This is a genomic window from Sulfuricella denitrificans skB26 (assembly GCF_000297055.2).
Taxonomy (GTDB): Bacteria; Pseudomonadota; Gammaproteobacteria; order Burkholderiales; family Sulfuricellaceae; genus Sulfuricella; species Sulfuricella denitrificans.
On sequence record NC_022357.1, the window covers coordinates 1,995,345 to 2,012,104 of the forward strand.

General features: G+C 58.9%; 16 protein-coding genes. 15 read left to right on the top strand and 1 reads right to left on the bottom strand.

The genetic code is table 11. From position 1 onward, the window contains the following. Positions 1–79 precede the first annotated feature (79 nt). From glnE to SCD_RS09715, 6 genes are all read left to right on the top strand, one after another. Positions 80–2,785, top strand: a complete 2,706-nt coding sequence (gene glnE, locus SCD_RS09690) for a bifunctional [glutamate--ammonia ligase]-adenylyl-L-tyrosine phosphorylase/[glutamate--ammonia-ligase] adenylyltransferase (RefSeq protein ID WP_009204964.1) — start codon at positions 80–82, stop codon at positions 2,783–2,785. Positions 2,786–2,947: 162 nt separating this feature from the next. Beyond that, positions 2,948–3,868, top strand: coding sequence for a branched-chain amino acid transaminase (locus SCD_RS09695; protein ID WP_009204965.1), 921 nt, complete (start codon positions 2,948–2,950; stop codon positions 3,866–3,868). A gap of 10 nt (positions 3,869–3,878) precedes the next feature. Then, positions 3,879–4,076 (top strand): zinc-finger domain-containing protein, encoded by a 198-nt coding sequence (locus tag SCD_RS09700; RefSeq protein ID WP_009204966.1) that lies wholly within the window; start codon positions 3,879–3,881, stop codon positions 4,074–4,076. A gap of 135 nt (positions 4,077–4,211) precedes the next feature. Then, positions 4,212–5,255, top strand: coding sequence for a lipopolysaccharide heptosyltransferase II (gene waaF / locus SCD_RS09705; protein WP_009204967.1), 1,044 nt, complete (start codon positions 4,212–4,214; stop codon positions 5,253–5,255). Positions 5,256–5,313: 58 nt separating this feature from the next. Then, the gene (locus SCD_RS09710) at positions 5,314–6,162 is read left to right on the top strand and encodes an HDOD domain-containing protein (protein ID WP_009204968.1); all 849 of its coding nucleotides are present in this window, start codon (positions 5,314–5,316) and stop codon (positions 6,160–6,162) included. 98 nt (positions 6,163–6,260) lie between these two features. Next, complete coding sequence (locus SCD_RS09715; RefSeq protein WP_009204969.1) at positions 6,261–7,121, top strand: HDOD domain-containing protein; 861 nt, start codon at positions 6,261–6,263, stop codon at positions 7,119–7,121. A 26-nt stretch (positions 7,122–7,147) separates the two neighbouring features. On the opposite strand, the gene hemN is transcribed toward SCD_RS09715, so the two are convergent. Beyond that, on the bottom strand, positions 7,148–8,518 hold the full coding sequence (hemN, locus tag SCD_RS09720; protein WP_009204970.1) for an oxygen-independent coproporphyrinogen III oxidase: 1,371 nt from the start codon (positions 8,516–8,518) through the stop codon (positions 7,148–7,150). 120 nt (positions 8,519–8,638) lie between these two features. Here hemN and SCD_RS09725 point away from each other — a divergent pair, with 120 nt between their 5' ends. The 9 genes from SCD_RS09725 (at position 8,639) to SCD_RS09765 (ending at position 16,760) form a co-directional block, all read left to right on the top strand. After that, a complete protein-coding gene (locus SCD_RS09725; RefSeq protein ID WP_023506936.1) occupies positions 8,639–10,015 on the top strand; it encodes a phosphomannomutase/phosphoglucomutase in 1,377 nt (458 codons plus the stop codon). Between the two features lie 170 nt (positions 10,016–10,185). Next, positions 10,186–11,184, top strand: a complete 999-nt coding sequence (locus SCD_RS09730) for an FAD:protein FMN transferase (RefSeq protein ID WP_009204972.1) — start codon at positions 10,186–10,188, stop codon at positions 11,182–11,184. Between the two features lie 26 nt (positions 11,185–11,210). Beyond that, complete coding sequence (locus tag SCD_RS09735; RefSeq protein ID WP_009204973.1) at positions 11,211–11,693, top strand: SoxR reducing system RseC family protein; 483 nt, start codon at positions 11,211–11,213, stop codon at positions 11,691–11,693. Positions 11,694–11,703: 10 nt separating this feature from the next. Next, complete coding sequence (rsxA, locus tag SCD_RS09740) at positions 11,704–12,288, top strand: electron transport complex subunit RsxA (RefSeq protein ID WP_009204974.1); 585 nt, start codon at positions 11,704–11,706, stop codon at positions 12,286–12,288. A 61-nt stretch (positions 12,289–12,349) separates the two neighbouring features. Continuing rightward, on the top strand, positions 12,350–12,889 hold the full coding sequence (locus SCD_RS09745; protein ID WP_009204975.1) for an RnfABCDGE type electron transport complex subunit B: 540 nt from the start codon (positions 12,350–12,352) through the stop codon (positions 12,887–12,889). Between the two features lie 15 nt (positions 12,890–12,904). Next, a complete protein-coding gene (gene rsxC / locus SCD_RS09750; RefSeq protein WP_009204976.1) occupies positions 12,905–14,380 on the top strand; it encodes an electron transport complex subunit RsxC in 1,476 nt (491 codons plus the stop codon). Then, on the top strand, positions 14,377–15,456 hold the full coding sequence (locus tag SCD_RS09755; protein ID WP_009204977.1) for an RnfABCDGE type electron transport complex subunit D: 1,080 nt from the start codon (positions 14,377–14,379) through the stop codon (positions 15,454–15,456). Before rsxC ends, SCD_RS09755 begins: the two co-directional genes overlap by 4 nt. Beyond that, positions 15,453–16,085, top strand: coding sequence for an electron transport complex subunit RsxG (gene rsxG / locus SCD_RS09760; RefSeq protein WP_009204978.1), 633 nt, complete (start codon positions 15,453–15,455; stop codon positions 16,083–16,085). Before SCD_RS09755 ends, rsxG begins: the two co-directional genes overlap by 4 nt. After that, positions 16,086–16,760 (top strand): electron transport complex subunit E, encoded by a 675-nt coding sequence (locus SCD_RS09765; RefSeq protein ID WP_009204979.1) that lies wholly within the window; start codon positions 16,086–16,088, stop codon positions 16,758–16,760.

A 16,760-nucleotide genomic window follows, 5' to 3' on the forward strand; every position in this document is an offset into this window, starting at 1 on the left:
TTTTGCGAATAGTTGCAAACTCACCAGGCTGTTCATCTGGAACTTATAGATAAGTTAACTGACATCTCATCATATCAAAATGGATATTTCCCCGCAAAACACCCCCGAACAACTCATCGCGGCGGCGCTCAAGCTCAGCCGTTATGCCCGACGCCTGACCGAAAGCGATGCCGCCGCGCTCGACCGGCTTCATGCAACCCTGTTCATCCCCTGGGATACAGCGACGATGCAGGCCATCCTCGACGACTGCGCGATCGACGATGAAACATCGCTGAAGAAAGCTCTGCGCATTTTGCGCAAGCAGGTGATGCTGCGCCTGATCGTGCGTGACCTCGCCGGACTGGCCGACCTGCGCGAAGTCATGAGCACGGCCACTTTGCTGGCCGAAGTCACCACCCGCTTCGCCCTCTCCTGGCTCGACAACTGGCTGCGTAGCCAATACGGGCCTCCAGTCGGGGAAGAAAGCGGCAGCGAGCAAGATCTGGTTGTGGTCGGCATGGGCAAGCTCGGCGGCGGCGAGCTCAACGTCTCATCGGACATCGACCTGATCTTTGCTTACCCGGAAGAAGGCGAAACCACCGGACCGCGCAAAACCAGCAACCATGAATACTTCGCCCTGCTCGGCAAAAAGCTGATCGGTGCACTCAACGAAACCACCCAGGACGGCTTTGTCTTCCGCGTCGACATGCGGTTAAGGCCTTATGGCGATTCCGGGCCGTTGGTCGGCAGTTTTTCCATGCTGGAAAACTACTATCTCACCCAGGGCAGGGAATGGGAGCGTTACGCCTGGATCAAGGGGCGACCTCTCACCGGCAGCCTGTACCAGGAACTGGCCGACATCCTGCGCCCGTTCGTGTTTCGCAAATACCTCGATTTCGGCGCCTTTGCCTCGATGCGCGGCCTGCACACCCAGATCCGCCAGGAAGTGAACCGGCGCGACATGCAGGACAACATCAAACTGGGACCGGGCGGCATACGCGAAATCGAGTTCATTGCCCAGGTGTTCCAGCTCATCCGCGGCGGCAAGGAAACCGACCTGCAGACCCGCTCCACCCTGGTGGCTCTCGACCTGATCGAACAGCGCAATCTGCTGCCGGCACAGGCCGTGACCGAACTGCGCAACGCCTACTTCTTCCTGCGCAACCTGGAGCACCGCCTGCAATACCTGGAGGACGCCCAGACCCAGACCCTGCCCGGCAGCGATGCCGACCGGCAGATTATTTCCTCCGCGATGGGCTACGCCGATTGGCCCGAATTCCTGAAAACACTCGACACCCATCGCAACAAGGTAGAGCGCCATTTCGAACAAGTTTTCGCTGCGCCGCAAAGCGCTCAAGGCAATCACTCCCTGGCAGCCTTGTGGCAGGGCGCACCGGCCGATGAGGACGCAATCGCACTTCTCGCCGAACAGGGCTACCATCACCCCGCCGAGACTTGGCAACGACTCAGTCGGATCCGTGAAGGCAGCCGCTACAACCAGCTGCCGACCGAGAGCCGCACCCGCTTCGACTCACTCCTGCCGCCGCTGATCCAGGTCGCCTGCAATTTCTCCAACCCCGATGAAACCCTGGAGCGCATTCTCCATCTGGTGGAGAACATCAGCCGACGCGGCACCTACCTCGCCCTGCTGGTGGAATACCCACAGACCCTCAACCAGGTGGCCAAGCTGTGTAGCGCCAGCCCCTGGGTATCGGGCTACCTCACCCAGCACCCGATTTTGCTGGATGAACTGCTCGACACCCGCGAGCTTTACGCCAGGTACGACCGGGAAAAACTACGGAATGAGCTGAAAGATCTGCTGCACGCGGCTGAAGGCGACACCGAGCGGCAGATGGACATCATGCGCCACTTCAAGCAGGCACAAACATTCCGCCTCGTGGCACAGGATCTGGCCGGGGCGCTGCCGCTGGAAATCCTGTCCGACCAGCTCTCCGATCTGGCCGACATGATCCTGGACGAAACCTTGCGCCTCGCCTGGGCCGGACTACGTGTCAAACACCGCGACACACCGCGCTTCGCCATCATCGCCTACGGCAAACTGGGCGGCAAGGAACTGGGCTATGCCTCCGACCTGGACATCATTTTTCTTTACGACGACGACTCCCCGGACGCTGCCGAGAACTACGCCAAATTGGCACAACGCATCAACAGCTGGATTTCCAGCATGACGCCAGCCGGCATCCTCTACGAAACCGATCTGAGGCTACGGCCCAACGGCGCCAGCGGCCTGCTGGTCAGCTCGGTCGTGGCATTCGAGGACTACCAGAAGAATCAGGCCTGGGTGTGGGAGCACCAGGCACTGACCCGCGCCCGCTTCTGCGCTGGCGACACCGATATCGGCGTGGCCTTCGAGCGCATCCGCATCGAGGTGCTGCGGCAGGAACGCAATACCGCGACTCTGCGCGAGGAAGTACTCAAGATGCGGCAGAAAATGCTGGATGCACACCCTAACCCTAGCGGCCTGTTCGACATCAAACATGATCGCGGCGGCATCATCGACGTCGAGTTCATCGTGCAGTATCTGGTGCTGAATTTTTCCGGCCTCCATCCAGAATTGACGCGAGATGCCGGCAATCTCGCCCTGCTCCGGCTCGCCGGCGAACTCAAGCTGATCCCCCTGGACTTGGCAGAACAGGTGCGCGACACCTACCGCGAATACCGCCTGCTCCAGCACCAGTTGCGGCTGCAGGGCGGCGCCCATGCCCGCATTGACCCGCTGCAGGCGGAAGAACACGCGGAAGCCGTCAAGCGGCTGTGGCAGGTAGTGCTGAGTCCTGAGTCCTGAGTCCTGAGTGCAGAGTGCAGAGTGCAGAGCCCAAAGAATCATCGCGCAGCGATACTACGCACTCAGCACTTTCTACTCAGGACTCAGCACTGCTCTGCACTCAGGACTTTTTGCGCTACAATTAGCCGATTCCCGACAATTTTTTCGATTTGGAGCACAAGCATGTCTATGTCCGACCGCGACGGCCTGATCTGGTACGACGGCAAGATGGTGGATTGGCGCGACGCCACCACCCACGTCCTCACCCACACCCTGCACTACGGCATGGGCGTGTTCGAAGGCGTGCGCGCCTACAAGACCGACAAGGGCACGGCGATCTTCCGTTTGAAGGAGCACACCGACCGGCTATTTGCCTCGGCGCACATCTTCTGCATGAAAATGCCTTTCGATAAAGCCACGCTGATGCAGGCCCAACTGGACGTGGTGCGCGGCAACAAACTCGAATCCGGCTACATCCGCCCAATCGTGTTTTACGGTTCTGAAGCCATGGGCATCGCGGCGACCACGCTCTCCACCCATATCGCCGTGGCCGCCTGGTCGTGGGGCACCTATCTCGGGGCGGAAGCTCTGGAGAAGGGCATCCGCGTAAAAACCTCGTCGTTTACCCGCCACCACGTCAACGTCAACATGTGCCGAGCCAAGTCGGTATCTACCTACACCAACTCCATCCTCGCGCATCAGGAAGCCGCGCAAGACGGCTACGATGAAGCTCTGCTGCTGGATGTAGACGGCTATGTAGCGGAAGGCGCAGGAGAAAACCTCTTCATCGTCAAGAACGGCAAACTGTTCACGCCCGATCTGACCTCCTGCCTGGAAGGCATCACCCGCGCCTCGATCATCGAGCTTGCCGGTGAACTGAACATCCCGGTAATCGAAAAACGCATTACCCGCGACGAGGTGTATTGCGCCGACGAAGCCTTCTTCACCGGCACAGCGGCTGAAGTGACGCCAATCCGCGAACTGGACAACCGCACCATCGGCGAAGGCAAACGTGGCCCGATCACGACCCAATTGCAGACAATGTTTTTTGACTGCGTCACCGGCAAAGCAACCCACCATCAGGATTGGTTGACCCTGGTTTAAGGAGAGATCGATGCAACCCGAATTCAAGGCACGTTATTACGAAGTCACGGCGAAGGATTTGCCGCTGCACTGCCCGACACCGGCGATGCAGAGCTGGAGCAGCCACCCACGGGTATTCCTGCCGATAGAAAAGACCGGCGAAGCACTGTGCCCCTATTGCGGAACGCTGTACAAGCTCAAGGGCGAACTGCCCAAGGGGCATCACTAAAAACTGATTTACCGCAGAGGACGCGGAGGGCGCAGAGGAAAACCTTAAGATCCTGCCCTGGCGTTTGTTGCGGTGAATTGCATTGCGCTTTTGATTTACTCCGCGTCCTCTGCGTCCTCTGCGGTGAAAAGATTCATGCTTAAAATTCTCATCATCGCCCCGTCCTGGGTCGGCGACGCCGTAATGGCGCAACCCCTGTTACGACGCCTGCGGGAACGCTATCCCGATGCCGTGATTGACGCCTTCGCGCCGGCCTGGGTAGCCCCAGTACTGGAACGCATGCCGGAAATCCGGCGCGTCGCCATCAATCCGCTGGCCCATGGCGAGTTAAGCCTCAAGCTGCGCTGGAAGTTGGGGCGCGCGTTGAGGCAGGATCACTATGATCACGCCATCATCCTGCCCAATTCGCTGAAATCGGCACTAATTCCTTTCTTTGCGGGCATTACACTGCGCACCGGTTTCAAAGGCGAAATGCGCTTTGGCCTGATCAATGACATGCGGCATCTGGACAAACAGGCTCTCCCCCTGATGGTGGAGCGTTTCGCCGCCCTGGCCGAATACCCCGGCATGCCGCTACACCACCCGGTGACGAATCCGCGCCTGACAGCGAACAAAGAGCAGACACAAACCACGCTTGCCAAACTGGGCCTGACCCCGAAAAAAACGGTGGTCGCTTTCTGCGTCGGTGCCGAATACGGTCCGGCCAAGCGCTGGCCGGCTCGGCATTTCACCGAACTGGCGGGCATGCTGGCAAATGAAGGCCATGAAATCTGGCTATTGGGCTCGCACAAGGATACGGAAATCGGCGCCGAAATCGAAAGTTCAAGCAGCGGGGCCGCCCGCAACCTGTGCGGCCAAACCAACCTCGCCCAAGCCATCGACCTGCTTGCCGCTGCGAACCTCGCCGTGGTCAACGATTCCGGCCTGATGCACATTGCCGCCGCACTCGACAAACCGATGATCGCCTTGTTCGGCTCGTCCAGCCCCGGCTTTACCCCGCCGATGTCGGACCAGGCCCGGATCATCAGCCTGAACCTGCCCTGCAGTCCCTGCTTCAAAAGGGAGTGTCCGCTTGGCCATTTCGATTGCATGATCAAGCTTTCTCCGAAACAGGTTTTCGAGGAAGCCACCGCAATGCTCCTGCATGCCGGCCCACAAGATAAAAACCTGGCCAAATGAGAATTGACAAGCGCAGCAGCTTTCACCACGATATGCACTTAACCGGTTTGGAATCGTAATGGCAACAGGAATACCCAAAGGATTTGAATTCATCGAAAGCCTGGCAAAGGAGCTTTCCTCCAAAAACCTGGTTTTCCCGACTTCACTCAATATCACGATGCGCATTCGCTCTGCGCTGAATGACCCCAACTCGTCTACCGACAAAGTCGCTCACATCGTCGGGACTGAGCCGGTGCTTTCCGCACATCTGTTGCAACTTGCCAATTCGGTGGCGATGAAGGCCGGCGGCAAACCGATCGTCGACCTGCGCACGGCGATCACCCGGATAGGCTATGCAATGGTACGCAACGTCGCCATCTCGGTCGGAATGCGCCAGCTATCCCAGGCCTCACCGCAGGGCGTCATGCAGTCGTGGGTGGAAAAATTATGGAAGCACAGCATCCTGGTCGCATCCATCTCCTACATATTGGCAAAAAAACGGGCGCGAATTAACCCGGACGAAGCGATGCTGGCAGGGCTGCTGCATGATATCGGCGAGTTTTACATTCTGACCCGGGTGAAAGACTTCCCGGATCTCTTTGCCGACGAGGCGGCCATCAAGGAAATCATCCGTCTCTGGCACTCCGAAGTGGGGCGTGCAATCCTGGAAAGCTGGGAAATTCCCGAGGAAATTGCCACCGCGGTCCAGGATCATGAAACATTCGATCGCATCCACGCCACGCCGGCCGACCTGACTGACGTAATCATGGTCGCCAACATCCTTAGCGGCGAGGGGATGCCGGAAAACATCGACTGGGAAAAAGCGCCGCAGGCCTTCGGCCATCTGAGGCTGGACTCGGAAACCTGCAATACAGTGCTGATGGAATCCGAAGACGAAATGAAACAGATAGCCTTGGCCCTGGGCTGACCAGCCCTATCTACATAGGCAGTGGGGAAACGCGGCTTTTCTTCCGGACTAGTGTTGAATTTAGGATCCGCGACAATACTGTCAATCTGGAGAGCTCAATGAGCACCGTACAAGCGAATATGGCCGATTTTATCGATGCCCTCGACAGGGATATATCGGCGAAGAACCTGATTTTTCCAAGCTTTCCAGACATCACCATGCGGATTCGATCCGCGCTGAACAACCCCAATATTTCCGCCAGCAAAGTCGCCAAAATCGTCGGAGCAGAACCGGTTCTGTCAGCACAGCTATTACGCCTGGCAAACAGTGCTGCCTTATGCGCCGGCGGCAGACCGGTTGACGACCTGCCCACGGCGATCAAACGTCTGGGCTATGCCCTGGTTCGCAACGCCGCGATTGCACTAGGGATACGTCAACTGGCCCAGGACACCCACCAAAGCATGATGCGTGCTCCCCTGGAAATATTGTGGCGACACAGTATCCAGGTTGCTGCGATCAGCTACGTGCTGGCGAAAAGACTGACCCGCATCAACCCCGACACAGCGATGCTGGCGGGTCTGCTGCACGATATCGGCATGTTCTACATTCTGGCCCGCGCAAAGAAATACCCGGATCTGTTTACCGATGAGGCGATATTAAGAAACATCCCGCATCAAACGCATGCACAAATCAGTCCGGCTATTCTGGAAAGCTGGGACGTCCCGGAGGACATCATTGCTGCCGCAAGAGATCACGCCACATTTGACCGGATCCATTACGCACCGGCAGACCTGACCGATGTGGTAATAGTCGCCAACATCCTTGCCAAACGAGGCTGCCCCGGGGCTGTTGGAAGTACTGAATGCCCCGCGCCGCTCCCCTCATCCTTCGGCCGGCTTAACCTGGATGCGACAACCTGCGCCGCTGTAATTCTCAGGTCCGAAGAGGAAATTGCGCTGATATCCCAAGCATTCTGCTGAATTATCGAGCCCGGCCTTTTCCCCGGTTATAACGTCCGGGAAAAGCGCGGCTTATCCGCTGATTGCTGCTTGAGATACGCATCGAAGGGCATCGCGATGTTGCGCAGAAAAAATCGCCCGACCTGGGTTACCACCACCTTTTCAGGCGATAGTGCAACCAGTCCGTCGACTTCCATTTCCTTCAATTCCACCAACGCATCGGCAAAGTATTTGTCGAAATCGATTCCCCATGCACGCCCGAATGATGCCTTGTCGAGCTCAAGGTCACACATGATGCGTGTAATGGCATCGCGCCGCAGCTTGTCCTCATTCGTGACGCGCAGGCCGCGCTCTGTCGGCAACCGCCCCTCACCCACCAGTCGATAGTAGTCGGATAGCTTTTTCACATTCTGCACGAACACATCCTCGGTCTGGCTGATCGAAGAAGCGCCGAAAGCGTAAATATCGCAGTTCTTGTGAGTGGTGTAGCCCTGGAAGTTGCGGTACAGGGTCTTGCTCTGCTGCGCCTTGACGATCTCGTCGTCGGGCTTTGCAAAATGGTCCATACCAATGTAGACGTAGCCTGCCGCGCCAAGTTTGTCCAGAATCAGCTGCTGCAGTTCCAGGCGTGTAGCGAGGCTGGGCAGATCGGCTTCAACAATCAGTTTCTGGTTTTTTTTCATCCACGGCACGTGGGCATAATTGAACACTGCCAGCCGGTCCGGCCCCATGTCGATAATCTTGTCCAGCATTTCGCGATAGGTTTCCACGGTCTGATGCGGCAGGCCCACCATCAGGTCCATGTTGATGCTGTCAAAACCTTCTTCACGCATCCAGCCATAAACCTGCCGGATCAGGCTTTCCGGTTGCACCCGGTTAACCGCCTTCTGCACGGTGTCGTTCAAATCCTGCACACCCAGGCTGATGCGGTTGAAGCCGGCATCTTTCAGGGCTTTTACATGCTCGCGGGAAAGTTCGCGCGGATCGACCTCGCAGCCTTTTTCCGCATCAGCAGCGATGGCAAAACGGCTGGCGATATGGGCAAACAAGCGGCGGATATCGTCGGGGGCCAAATAGGTCGGCGTGCCACCGCCCCAGTGCAACTGGCGCGCCACCCGGCCGGGATTGGTCAGTGCAGCCACCTGGTCAATTTCCTTGAACAGGTAATCCAGATATTCGGTAGCACGATTGTAGTTCCTCGTCGCCACCATGTTGCAGCCGCAGTAGTAGCACAGCGTGTCGCAGAATGGGATGTGCACATACAGCGACAGGTCGCGCCCCTTGTCCTGGGTCTGTTTGATTTCTTCCAGCCACTCCTTCTCGCCGAAGGCATCGGTAAAATAGGGTGCGGTCGGGTAAGAAGTGTAGCGTGGACCGGCCTTGCTGTATTTTTCGAGTAAAGAAGCGGCGAGTTGCATGGTGACGTGCTTTTCAGAATAGGTGAGGCGCTGATTATACTCCGGCTTGAAAGCGGGTGGAAAAAACGGCCGAAAACCGCGATAATCAAGGCAAGATCAAACAAAAAGAAAGTGCGCTACATGACCAGCCTGCCCAAAGAAATCTTCAAAGCCTACGACATCCGCGGCATCGTCGGAAAAACACTGACCCCGGAAATCGTCGAGGCCATCGGCCACGCCATCGGCTCGGAAGCGGTTGCACGCAAGCAGACCGCCATCGCCATCGGCCGCGACGGACGGCTGTCTGGCCCGGACCTGGCCGCAGCGCTGGCGCGCGGCATCCAGAAATCCGGCATCGACGTGATCGATCTGGGCCTGGTTGCCACACCCATGACCTATTTCGCCGCCTACCAGCTCAACACCCATTCCGCGGTGATGCTCACCGGCAGCCACAACCCGCCCGACTACAACGGCCTGAAAATGGTGCTGGGCGGTGACACGCTGTCCGGCGACGCGATCCAGGCGCTGCGACTTCGGCTAGAAAAGGGCGACCTGATCAACGGCAGCGGTAGCTACAGCACTCACGACATCGCCGACGAATACATCAACCGCATCACCTCCGACGTGAAGATGGCGCGCAAGATGAAGATTATCGTCGACTGTGGCAACGGCGTACCCGGTGCATTCGCGCCCCAGCTCTATCGCGACATGGGCTGCGAGGTGGAAGAAATGTTCTGCGAAGTGGATGGCAACTTCCCCAACCACCACCCTGATCCCTCGGTCCCTGAGAACCTGCGCGACCTGATCGCCCGCCTCAAGATTTCGGACGCCGAAATCGGCTTCGCCTTCGACGGTGATGGCGACCGGTTAGGCGTCGTCACCAAGGACGGGCGGATCATCTATCCCGACCGCCAGCTGATGCTGTTCGCGCAGGACGTGCTTTCGCGCAATCCCGGCGCGGAAATCATCTTCGACGTCAAATCCACCCGCAACCTGTTTTCCTGGATCCGTAACCACGGCGGCAAACCACTGCTGTGGAAAACCGGCCACTCCTTCATCAAGGCCAAGATGAAGGAAACCGGCGCCCTGCTGGCCGGCGAGATGAGCGGCCACATCTTTTTCAAGGAGCGCTGGTTCGGCTTCGATGACGGCCTTTACGCGGGTGCGCGGATGCTCGAATTCCTCAGCAAACAGGCGGACATCAATGCCACTCTGCATGGCCTGCCGGACACTGTGAACACCCCGGAACTCCAGATCAAGATGGAAGAAGGCGCGCACTACGCCCTGATCGACCAGTTGCAAAAAACCGCCAAATTTCCGGATGCCACGGAAATCATCACCCTCGACGGCCTGCGCGTGGAATATGCCGACGGCTTCGGCCTGATGCGGCCGTCCAACACCACGCCGGTGATCGTGCTGCGCTTCGAAGCAGATAACGAAGTGGCGCTGAAGCGGATTCAGGAAGAGTTTCGGGCGGTGTTGCTAGGCGCGGAACCGAATGCGCAATTGCCTTTCTAAGACATGAGGATCCGAAACATTTAAAATTCAGTCGCAGGATATTGCCAAGCAGAACGCAGTCGTCGTAACATTACGCCATCGGCACTTGTTTTATATCTCTTATATAAGATATAAAACAAAAAGGATTCGCCGCGTAAAAACCACTAGGTTATTTGTCGAGGTCGCACATTATGCCTGTCGTCATGTCTCGCCGCCGCTTCATCACCATCGCCGCCGCCGCTGTCGGCCTGCCGTTGCTGCTGAGAGCAGGGGGTTCCCAAGCCAGGCCGGTACGCTGGGAAGGCACTGCGCTGGGTGCGCCGGCCTCCATCCAGCTTTACCACAGCGACGAAGCACAGGCGCGCGCAGCCATCGCTGCCGGGCTGGACGAACTAAAGCGACTAGAGGCAATTTTCAGTGTCTACCGCGCCGATAGTGCCATCACCGCGCTCAACCGCGACGGCGTGCTGGAGAATGCACCAACTGACTTCATCGCCCTGCTGACCCACGCCCTGTCGCTGGCCAGGATCAGCGACGGCATTTACGACCCTACAGTGCAACCGCTGTGGCAAACCTATTTTCGCCATTTCACTGCATCGCACCCCGATCCCACCGGGCCGACTCCGCACGACATTGCCGCTGCGCTCGCCCTGGTGGATTGGCGCGCAGTCGAGGTGGACGCAAGCCGCCAACGCATCGCCTTCGCCCATCCCGGCATGGGCCTGACGCTCAACAGCGGCGCGCAGGGCTATATTACAGACCGCGTCACCGATGTGCTGCGCGCCCATGGCTTCGAGCACATGCTGGTGGACATGGGCGAGCCGCGTGCCTTATCGACCAAGCCTGATGGCTCGGCTTGGCGCATCGGCATCGCCAATCCTGCAAACCCCAACAGCTCGGTGACCACACTGGAAGTGGTGGACCAATGCGTATCCACTTCGGGTGGCTATGGCACCCTGTTCGACTCCGCTGGCGCCTTCACCCACCTGATCGACACCCGCACCGGACGCACTGCGCCCGCGCTACTGGGGGTCTCGGTCATCGCCAGCACCGGCACCATCGCCGACGGCCTCTCCGCCGCCATGCTGATGGCGCCGGTCGAGCGCCGACTATCCATCCTCCGGGCTGCTGGCGGCACGAAGGCCATCTATGTCACACCCGAAGGCGTGGTGTCCACCGTGGTGTCCTGACCGTGAACGCCACCGAGGAAAACACGATGGAATTCAGCGCCCCCGACATGGTCGAGGGCATCGCTCACGTTGTTGCGGTGGAAGGCGCCATGGTCTGGCTGGAACCGGAGCAGACCACCAGCTGCGGCAGCTGCGCCTCATCCTCGGTCTGCGGCGCCAAGGGGGGCATCGGCACTACCGCCAACCGGCTCGAAGCCCGCCGCTTCTCGCTCGAAAATCATCCCGGCCTGGTTGTCGGCGAACGCGTGGTGGTCGGCATTCGCGAGAATACGCTGATCAAGGCTTCGCTCACCGCCTATGCCATTCCGCTTGGCACCATGCTGGGCGCAGGCATAATGGCGCAATGGGCTGCCGGTAGCGATGGCATTACCATGGCCGCCATGGTCGCCGGACTGGCGCTCGGTCTTGGCATCTCGCGCCTGAGCGCTGGCCATCTAGCTTCCCGAGGCGACCTCGCCCCCCGCTTCATTCGTCGCGCCAATACGGGCGGCACCTGCAAAATAACCTAGAGGCCGAGGCATGAAAGAATACATCCTTCTGATGGTGAGCGCGGCGCTGGTCAACAACGTCATCCTGGCCCGCTTTCTCGGTCTGTGCTCGTTCATGGGCGTCACCACGCGCATCGACACCGCGGTCGGCATGGGCATGGCGACCACCTTCGTGATCACCGTCTCGTCGATGGCTGACTGGGCGGTCGCAACCTATTTGCTGGAGCCCTATAACCTGTGGTATCTGCGCACGGTGACTTTCATCATGGTGATCGCCGCCGCCGTGCAGTTCACCGAGTTAACAGTAAAAAAGGTATCTCCCCACCTGTTCCAGATGCTGGGCATCTACCTGCCGCTCATCACGACCAATTGCGCGGTGCTGGGTATTGCCATCCTGCTGGTCGAGCACAGGATGAATTTCATTAGCGCCACGCTATTTGGCTTTGCTTCTTCCATCGGCTATAGCCTGGTGATGGTTATTTTCGCCGGGCTGCGCGAACGAATGGCATTGGCCGATATCCCCCGCCTGTTCGCCGGCCCACCGATCGGATTTATCGTCGCCAGCCTGCTGGCGCTGGCCTTCATGGGTTTTTCCGGAATGACCTCGACGGGGTGAGATGTGAAGAATATATCCTTGGCACATCACTCATCACTTTCATTGGCTTAGGAGCCTGACTATGTTATTGGCGGTCGGCAGTCTCACTATAATGGGTGTCACACTCGGCAGCATACTCGGCGCGGCAGCCTATTTTCTCGCTGTGGAGGAAGATCCGCTGGAGGAGGAATTGAAGGAGATGCTGCCCGGCTCGCAATGCGGCCAATGCGGCTATGTCGGCTGTGGCCAGTACGCAGCGGCGCTGGCGAAGGGTGAGGCACCGATAACCCTGTGCACGCCCGGAGGCAGAGCAGTAATCGAAGTGCTTGCCAAGAAACTGGGCGTCACCGCCGACCTGTCCGAGCATGAGGAAAAAGTACCGGAATACGCCTTCATCATCGAGGACCTCTGCATCGGCTGCACGCGCTGCATCAAGGAATGTTCTGTGGACGCCATCATGGGTGCCAACAAGCTGATGCACACGGTGATCGCCGAAGCCTGCCACGGCTGCGAAAAATGCGTCAAGGTCTGCCCCACCGACGCGATCGAGATGCGCACTATCCCGATGACGCTGGGCAGCTGGCATTGGGCCAAGCCCGAAGACCAGCATGCCGTGCATTAAAGAGGGCGATTAAAGATGAAACTTTTCCCCATCCGCGGCGGCATCCACCCCGACTACCGCAAGGAATTATCCAGCGAGAAGGCCATCGTCGCATTACCCATGCCGGCCGCGCTTTACATCCCCCTGCAGCAGCACATCGGCGCGCCGGCCGAAGTACTGGTGAATGAGGGCGACCCAGTCAAAAAAGGGCAGATGATCGCGCGTAGCGGCGGCACGGTGTCCGCTCCCCAGCACGCACCCACCTCGGGACGCATCAAGGCCATCACCGCCATCGCTGCGCCTCACCCTTCCGGGCTGGCGCAAACCACCATCATCCTCGAACCCGATGGCAAGGACGAGTGGGGCGAGCTCCCCGAACCCATCGCTGATCCCTTCACAGCGGACACACACACCATCAACGAGCGCGTCGCCGCTTCAGGCATCGTCGGCATGGGAGGGGCAGCCTTCCCCTCAGCAATCAAACTGAACCTCGGCACCCAGAAAAAGCTGGAAATCCTGCTCCTCAACGGCGCTGAATGCGAACCCTACCTGACCTGCGACGACCGGGTGATGCGCGAGTACGCCGACGAGATCATCGACGGCGCGCGCATCATGGCACATGCGCTGGGCGTACCCAGGGTGGTGATCGCCATCGAACAGAACAAGCCCCAGGCAATCGATGCCATGACACGGGCCGCTTCCACCTTTTCCGAGGTTGAGGTAGTGGGCGTGCCGGTGCAATATCCGATGGGCTCCGAGCGCCATCTGGTGCAGGCCATCACCGGGCGCGAAACACCGGCAAAGAAACTCACCGCCGACATCGGCGTTGTGGTGCACAACGTCGCCACCGCCCGCGCCGTGCATCATGCCGTGCGCTTCGGCCGTCCGCTCATCTCCCGCGTAGTGACGGTGAGCGGTAACGCGGTGCGCGAACCGAATAATATCGAGGTGCCGATCGGCGCCCGGGTGGCCGACCTGATCGCCTTCTGCGGCGGATTCGCCGTCGAGCCCGAAAGCCTGATCAACGGCGGGCCGCTGATGGGCCAACCGCTGCCCGGACTGGACGTGCCTGTGATCAAGGGCATGTCGGGCATCCTGGCTCTCACCGCCGCAGAAATCAACCAGCAGCCGGCCAGCGCCTGCATCCGCTGTGGCAACTGCGTGACAATCTGCCCGTGCGGGCTGGTTCCGGTAGAAATGGCCGCCTTCATCCGCAAGGACAATTTTAAAGTCGCCGCCCAGCTCGGGGTAATGGACTGCGTTTCCTGCGGCAGTTGTTCCTGGCTGTGCCCGTCGCATATCCCGCTGGTGCACTATTTCAACTACGCCAAGGGCATGATCAACGCCCAGGATCGCGAACGGCGCAAGATCGAACAGACCCGGATTCTGGCCGAAGCGCACACCCTGCGCGTGGAAAAAGCAGCTGCGGACAAAGCCGCCACCCTTGCCGCCAAGAAAGCCCAGGCAGCCGCGGCAGCCGCTGCCAAAGAAAAGGACGAGACCCCCGCATGACCTTTCTATCCATCAAGAACAGCGCACCGTTTACCCACCAGGTCAGCAGCGTTCAAAAAATCATGTTCACGGTGTTGCTGGCGCTGATACCGGCTACCGCTTTCAACCTCTACCTGTTCGGCTGGCCTGCGATCCTGCTGTTCACCGTCACAGTCGGCGCCTGCGTAGTGGTAGAGGCAGGTTGTCTGATACTGGCTGGCCAGCCGGTGAAAGCGACACTCAACGACTACTCGGCAGTGCTTACCGGCTGGCTGCTGGCGATGAGCCTGCCGCCCTGGGCACCTTGGTGGATCGGCGTGCTGGGGGCGATTTTCGCCATCGCCCTGGCCAAACATCCCTTTGGCGGCATCGGCCAGAATGTGTTCAACCCCGCCATGGTGGCACGCGTTGCCCTGCTGATATCGTTCCCCGTGGCGATGACCATCTGGGTCATGCCACATCCACTGTTCTCGGCTGGCGCACCGGGATTTTTCGACGCTATTGCCATCACTTTCGGTGGCCAGATGCCCGATGCGGTAAGTGCGGCATCGGCACTTGGCCATGTCAAGACCGAGCTGACTCGCGGCATTCCGGTGTCGCAATCCATGGTGCAGGCGCCCGATCTGATGGACATGATGCTGGGCTACCGCGCCGGGAGTCTGGGCGAAACCTCGGCGATACTGATCCTTGCCGGCGGCCTGTTCCTGATGGCAAAGCGCATCATTTCGTGGCACATTCCGTTGAGCGTAATGGCTGGAGTGTTCCTGATGGGTGCGATATTCCATGCCGTCGATCCTGCCCGTTTTACCTCCGGCACCTTCCATCTGGTATCCGGTGCCACCTTTCTGGGGGCATTCTTCATTGCCACCGATTACGTCACTTCGCCGGTGTCGAAAAAAGGACAACTGATATTCGGCCTTGGCTGTGGTGTGCTGATCTGGCTCATCCGCACCTTCGCCGGCTACCCCGAAGGCGTGGCTTTCGCGGTGCTGCTGATGAATGCGCTGGTTCCCATTATCGATCAATACACCCGTCCGCGCGCATTCGGGCGCAACCGCAAAGGTGAACCGCTGCCGCTGGGGAAAGAAAACCCATGAAAGCACAGCGCATGCTACGCCACGGGGTGATTCTGGGCGCATTTTGCCTGGGTTTCGGGGTCGTGCTCGCCATTAGTGACAGCATTACCGTAGATGATATTGCCGCTCGCGCACTGGAAGACCGGCTGAATTCGCTAAGCGAGGTGATCCCGGCCGGCATCCACGACAACAATCTGGTCGCGGATGCCATCACCATGAAGAACGAGCGGGACAAGGAAATCACGGTCTATCGCGCCACCAAGGAAGGCAAGGTAACCGGCATAGCCTACGAGATATTCGGCTCAGGCTATGCCGGCCAAATGAAGCTGATGATGGGCCTGGATACCCAGGGCAAGATCCTTGGCGTGCGTGTTCTCGCTCATAAAGAGACCGCCGGCCTGGGCGACAAGATGGAAGTAAAGAAAAGTGACTGGATACTACGCTTCACCGATCTGAGCCTCGGCAACCCGCCACCCGACAAATGGAAGGTAAAGAAGGACGGGGGTCAGTTCGACCAGTTTACCGGCGCCACCATTACACCTCGTGGCGTTATTGACGCCATCCGCAGAGGGCTTGAATTATTCGCCGCCCACAAGGAGCAAATGATGGACATCGCCACCAGCAAGGCAGCAATGAAGGAGGCACATTAAATGACGACCCAATACAAAACCATCGTCCGAGACGGCCTGTGGGATAACAACGGGGTGCTCGCCATGTTGTTGGGCCTGTGCCCGGCCATGGCCATGACCACCAGCGCCACCAACGCGCTGGGCATGGGATTGGCAACAGCGGTAGTGATGGCTGCATCCAGCATGCTGGTAGGCCTATTCCGCAACCAAATCACCCAGGAAGTGCGCATCCCGGTATTCATTCTGGTCATCGCCTCCATGGTTACGCTGGTGGATCTTTTCATGAACGCCTGGATGCACGAGCTTTACAAGGTGCTGGGCATGTTCATTCCGCTGATTGTGTCCAACTGCCTGCCACTTGCCCGCCTTGAAGCTTTTGCTGGTAAAAACTCGACGTTGCCATCGCTGGTGGACGGTCTCTTCATGGGTCTCGGTTTCACCATCGCGCTCACCCTGATCGGCGCGGTTCGCGAGATCATTGGCGTGGGCACCCTGTTCGCCGATGCATCGCTGCTGTTTGGGCCCGCTTTCAAATTCATGGAAATGCGCTTGTTACCCACTGACACAGGCATATTGATGATGGTTCTACCGCCGGGTGGATTCCTGGCGCTCGGACTGCTGGTAGTTGGAAAACGCATGCTGGACGTGCGCGCCGGCAAAGCCATCCAGATGGGCGGCGCGCACAGTGCCGCATGA

Coding starts and splice junctions, on each gene's coding strand:
- SCD_RS09765 (WP_009204979.1), top strand. CDS start 16,086: ATGACGACCCAATACAAAACCATCGTCCGAGACGGCCTGTGGGATAAC.
- SCD_RS09745 (WP_009204975.1), top strand. CDS start 12,350: ATGTTATTGGCGGTCGGCAGTCTCACTATAATGGGTGTCACACTCGGC.
- SCD_RS09725 (WP_023506936.1), top strand. CDS start 8,639: ATGACCAGCCTGCCCAAAGAAATCTTCAAAGCCTACGACATCCGCGGC.
- hemN (WP_009204970.1), bottom strand. CDS start 8,518: ATGCAACTCGCCGCTTCTTTACTCGAAAAATACAGCAAGGCCGGTCCA.
- SCD_RS09710 (WP_009204968.1), top strand. CDS start 5,314: ATGGCAACAGGAATACCCAAAGGATTTGAATTCATCGAAAGCCTGGCA.
- glnE (WP_009204964.1), top strand. CDS start 80: ATGGATATTTCCCCGCAAAACACCCCCGAACAACTCATCGCGGCGGCG.
- rsxC (WP_009204976.1), top strand. CDS start 12,905: ATGAAACTTTTCCCCATCCGCGGCGGCATCCACCCCGACTACCGCAAG.
- SCD_RS09730 (WP_009204972.1), top strand. CDS start 10,186: ATGCCTGTCGTCATGTCTCGCCGCCGCTTCATCACCATCGCCGCCGCC.
- SCD_RS09700 (WP_009204966.1), top strand. CDS start 3,879: ATGCAACCCGAATTCAAGGCACGTTATTACGAAGTCACGGCGAAGGAT.
- SCD_RS09695 (WP_009204965.1), top strand. CDS start 2,948: ATGTCTATGTCCGACCGCGACGGCCTGATCTGGTACGACGGCAAGATG.
- SCD_RS09735 (WP_009204973.1), top strand. CDS start 11,211: ATGGAATTCAGCGCCCCCGACATGGTCGAGGGCATCGCTCACGTTGTT.
- SCD_RS09715 (WP_009204969.1), top strand. CDS start 6,261: ATGAGCACCGTACAAGCGAATATGGCCGATTTTATCGATGCCCTCGAC.
- SCD_RS09755 (WP_009204977.1), top strand. CDS start 14,377: ATGACCTTTCTATCCATCAAGAACAGCGCACCGTTTACCCACCAGGTC.
- rsxG (WP_009204978.1), top strand. CDS start 15,453: ATGAAAGCACAGCGCATGCTACGCCACGGGGTGATTCTGGGCGCATTT.
- waaF (WP_009204967.1), top strand. CDS start 4,212: ATGCTTAAAATTCTCATCATCGCCCCGTCCTGGGTCGGCGACGCCGTA.
- rsxA (WP_009204974.1), top strand. CDS start 11,704: ATGAAAGAATACATCCTTCTGATGGTGAGCGCGGCGCTGGTCAACAAC.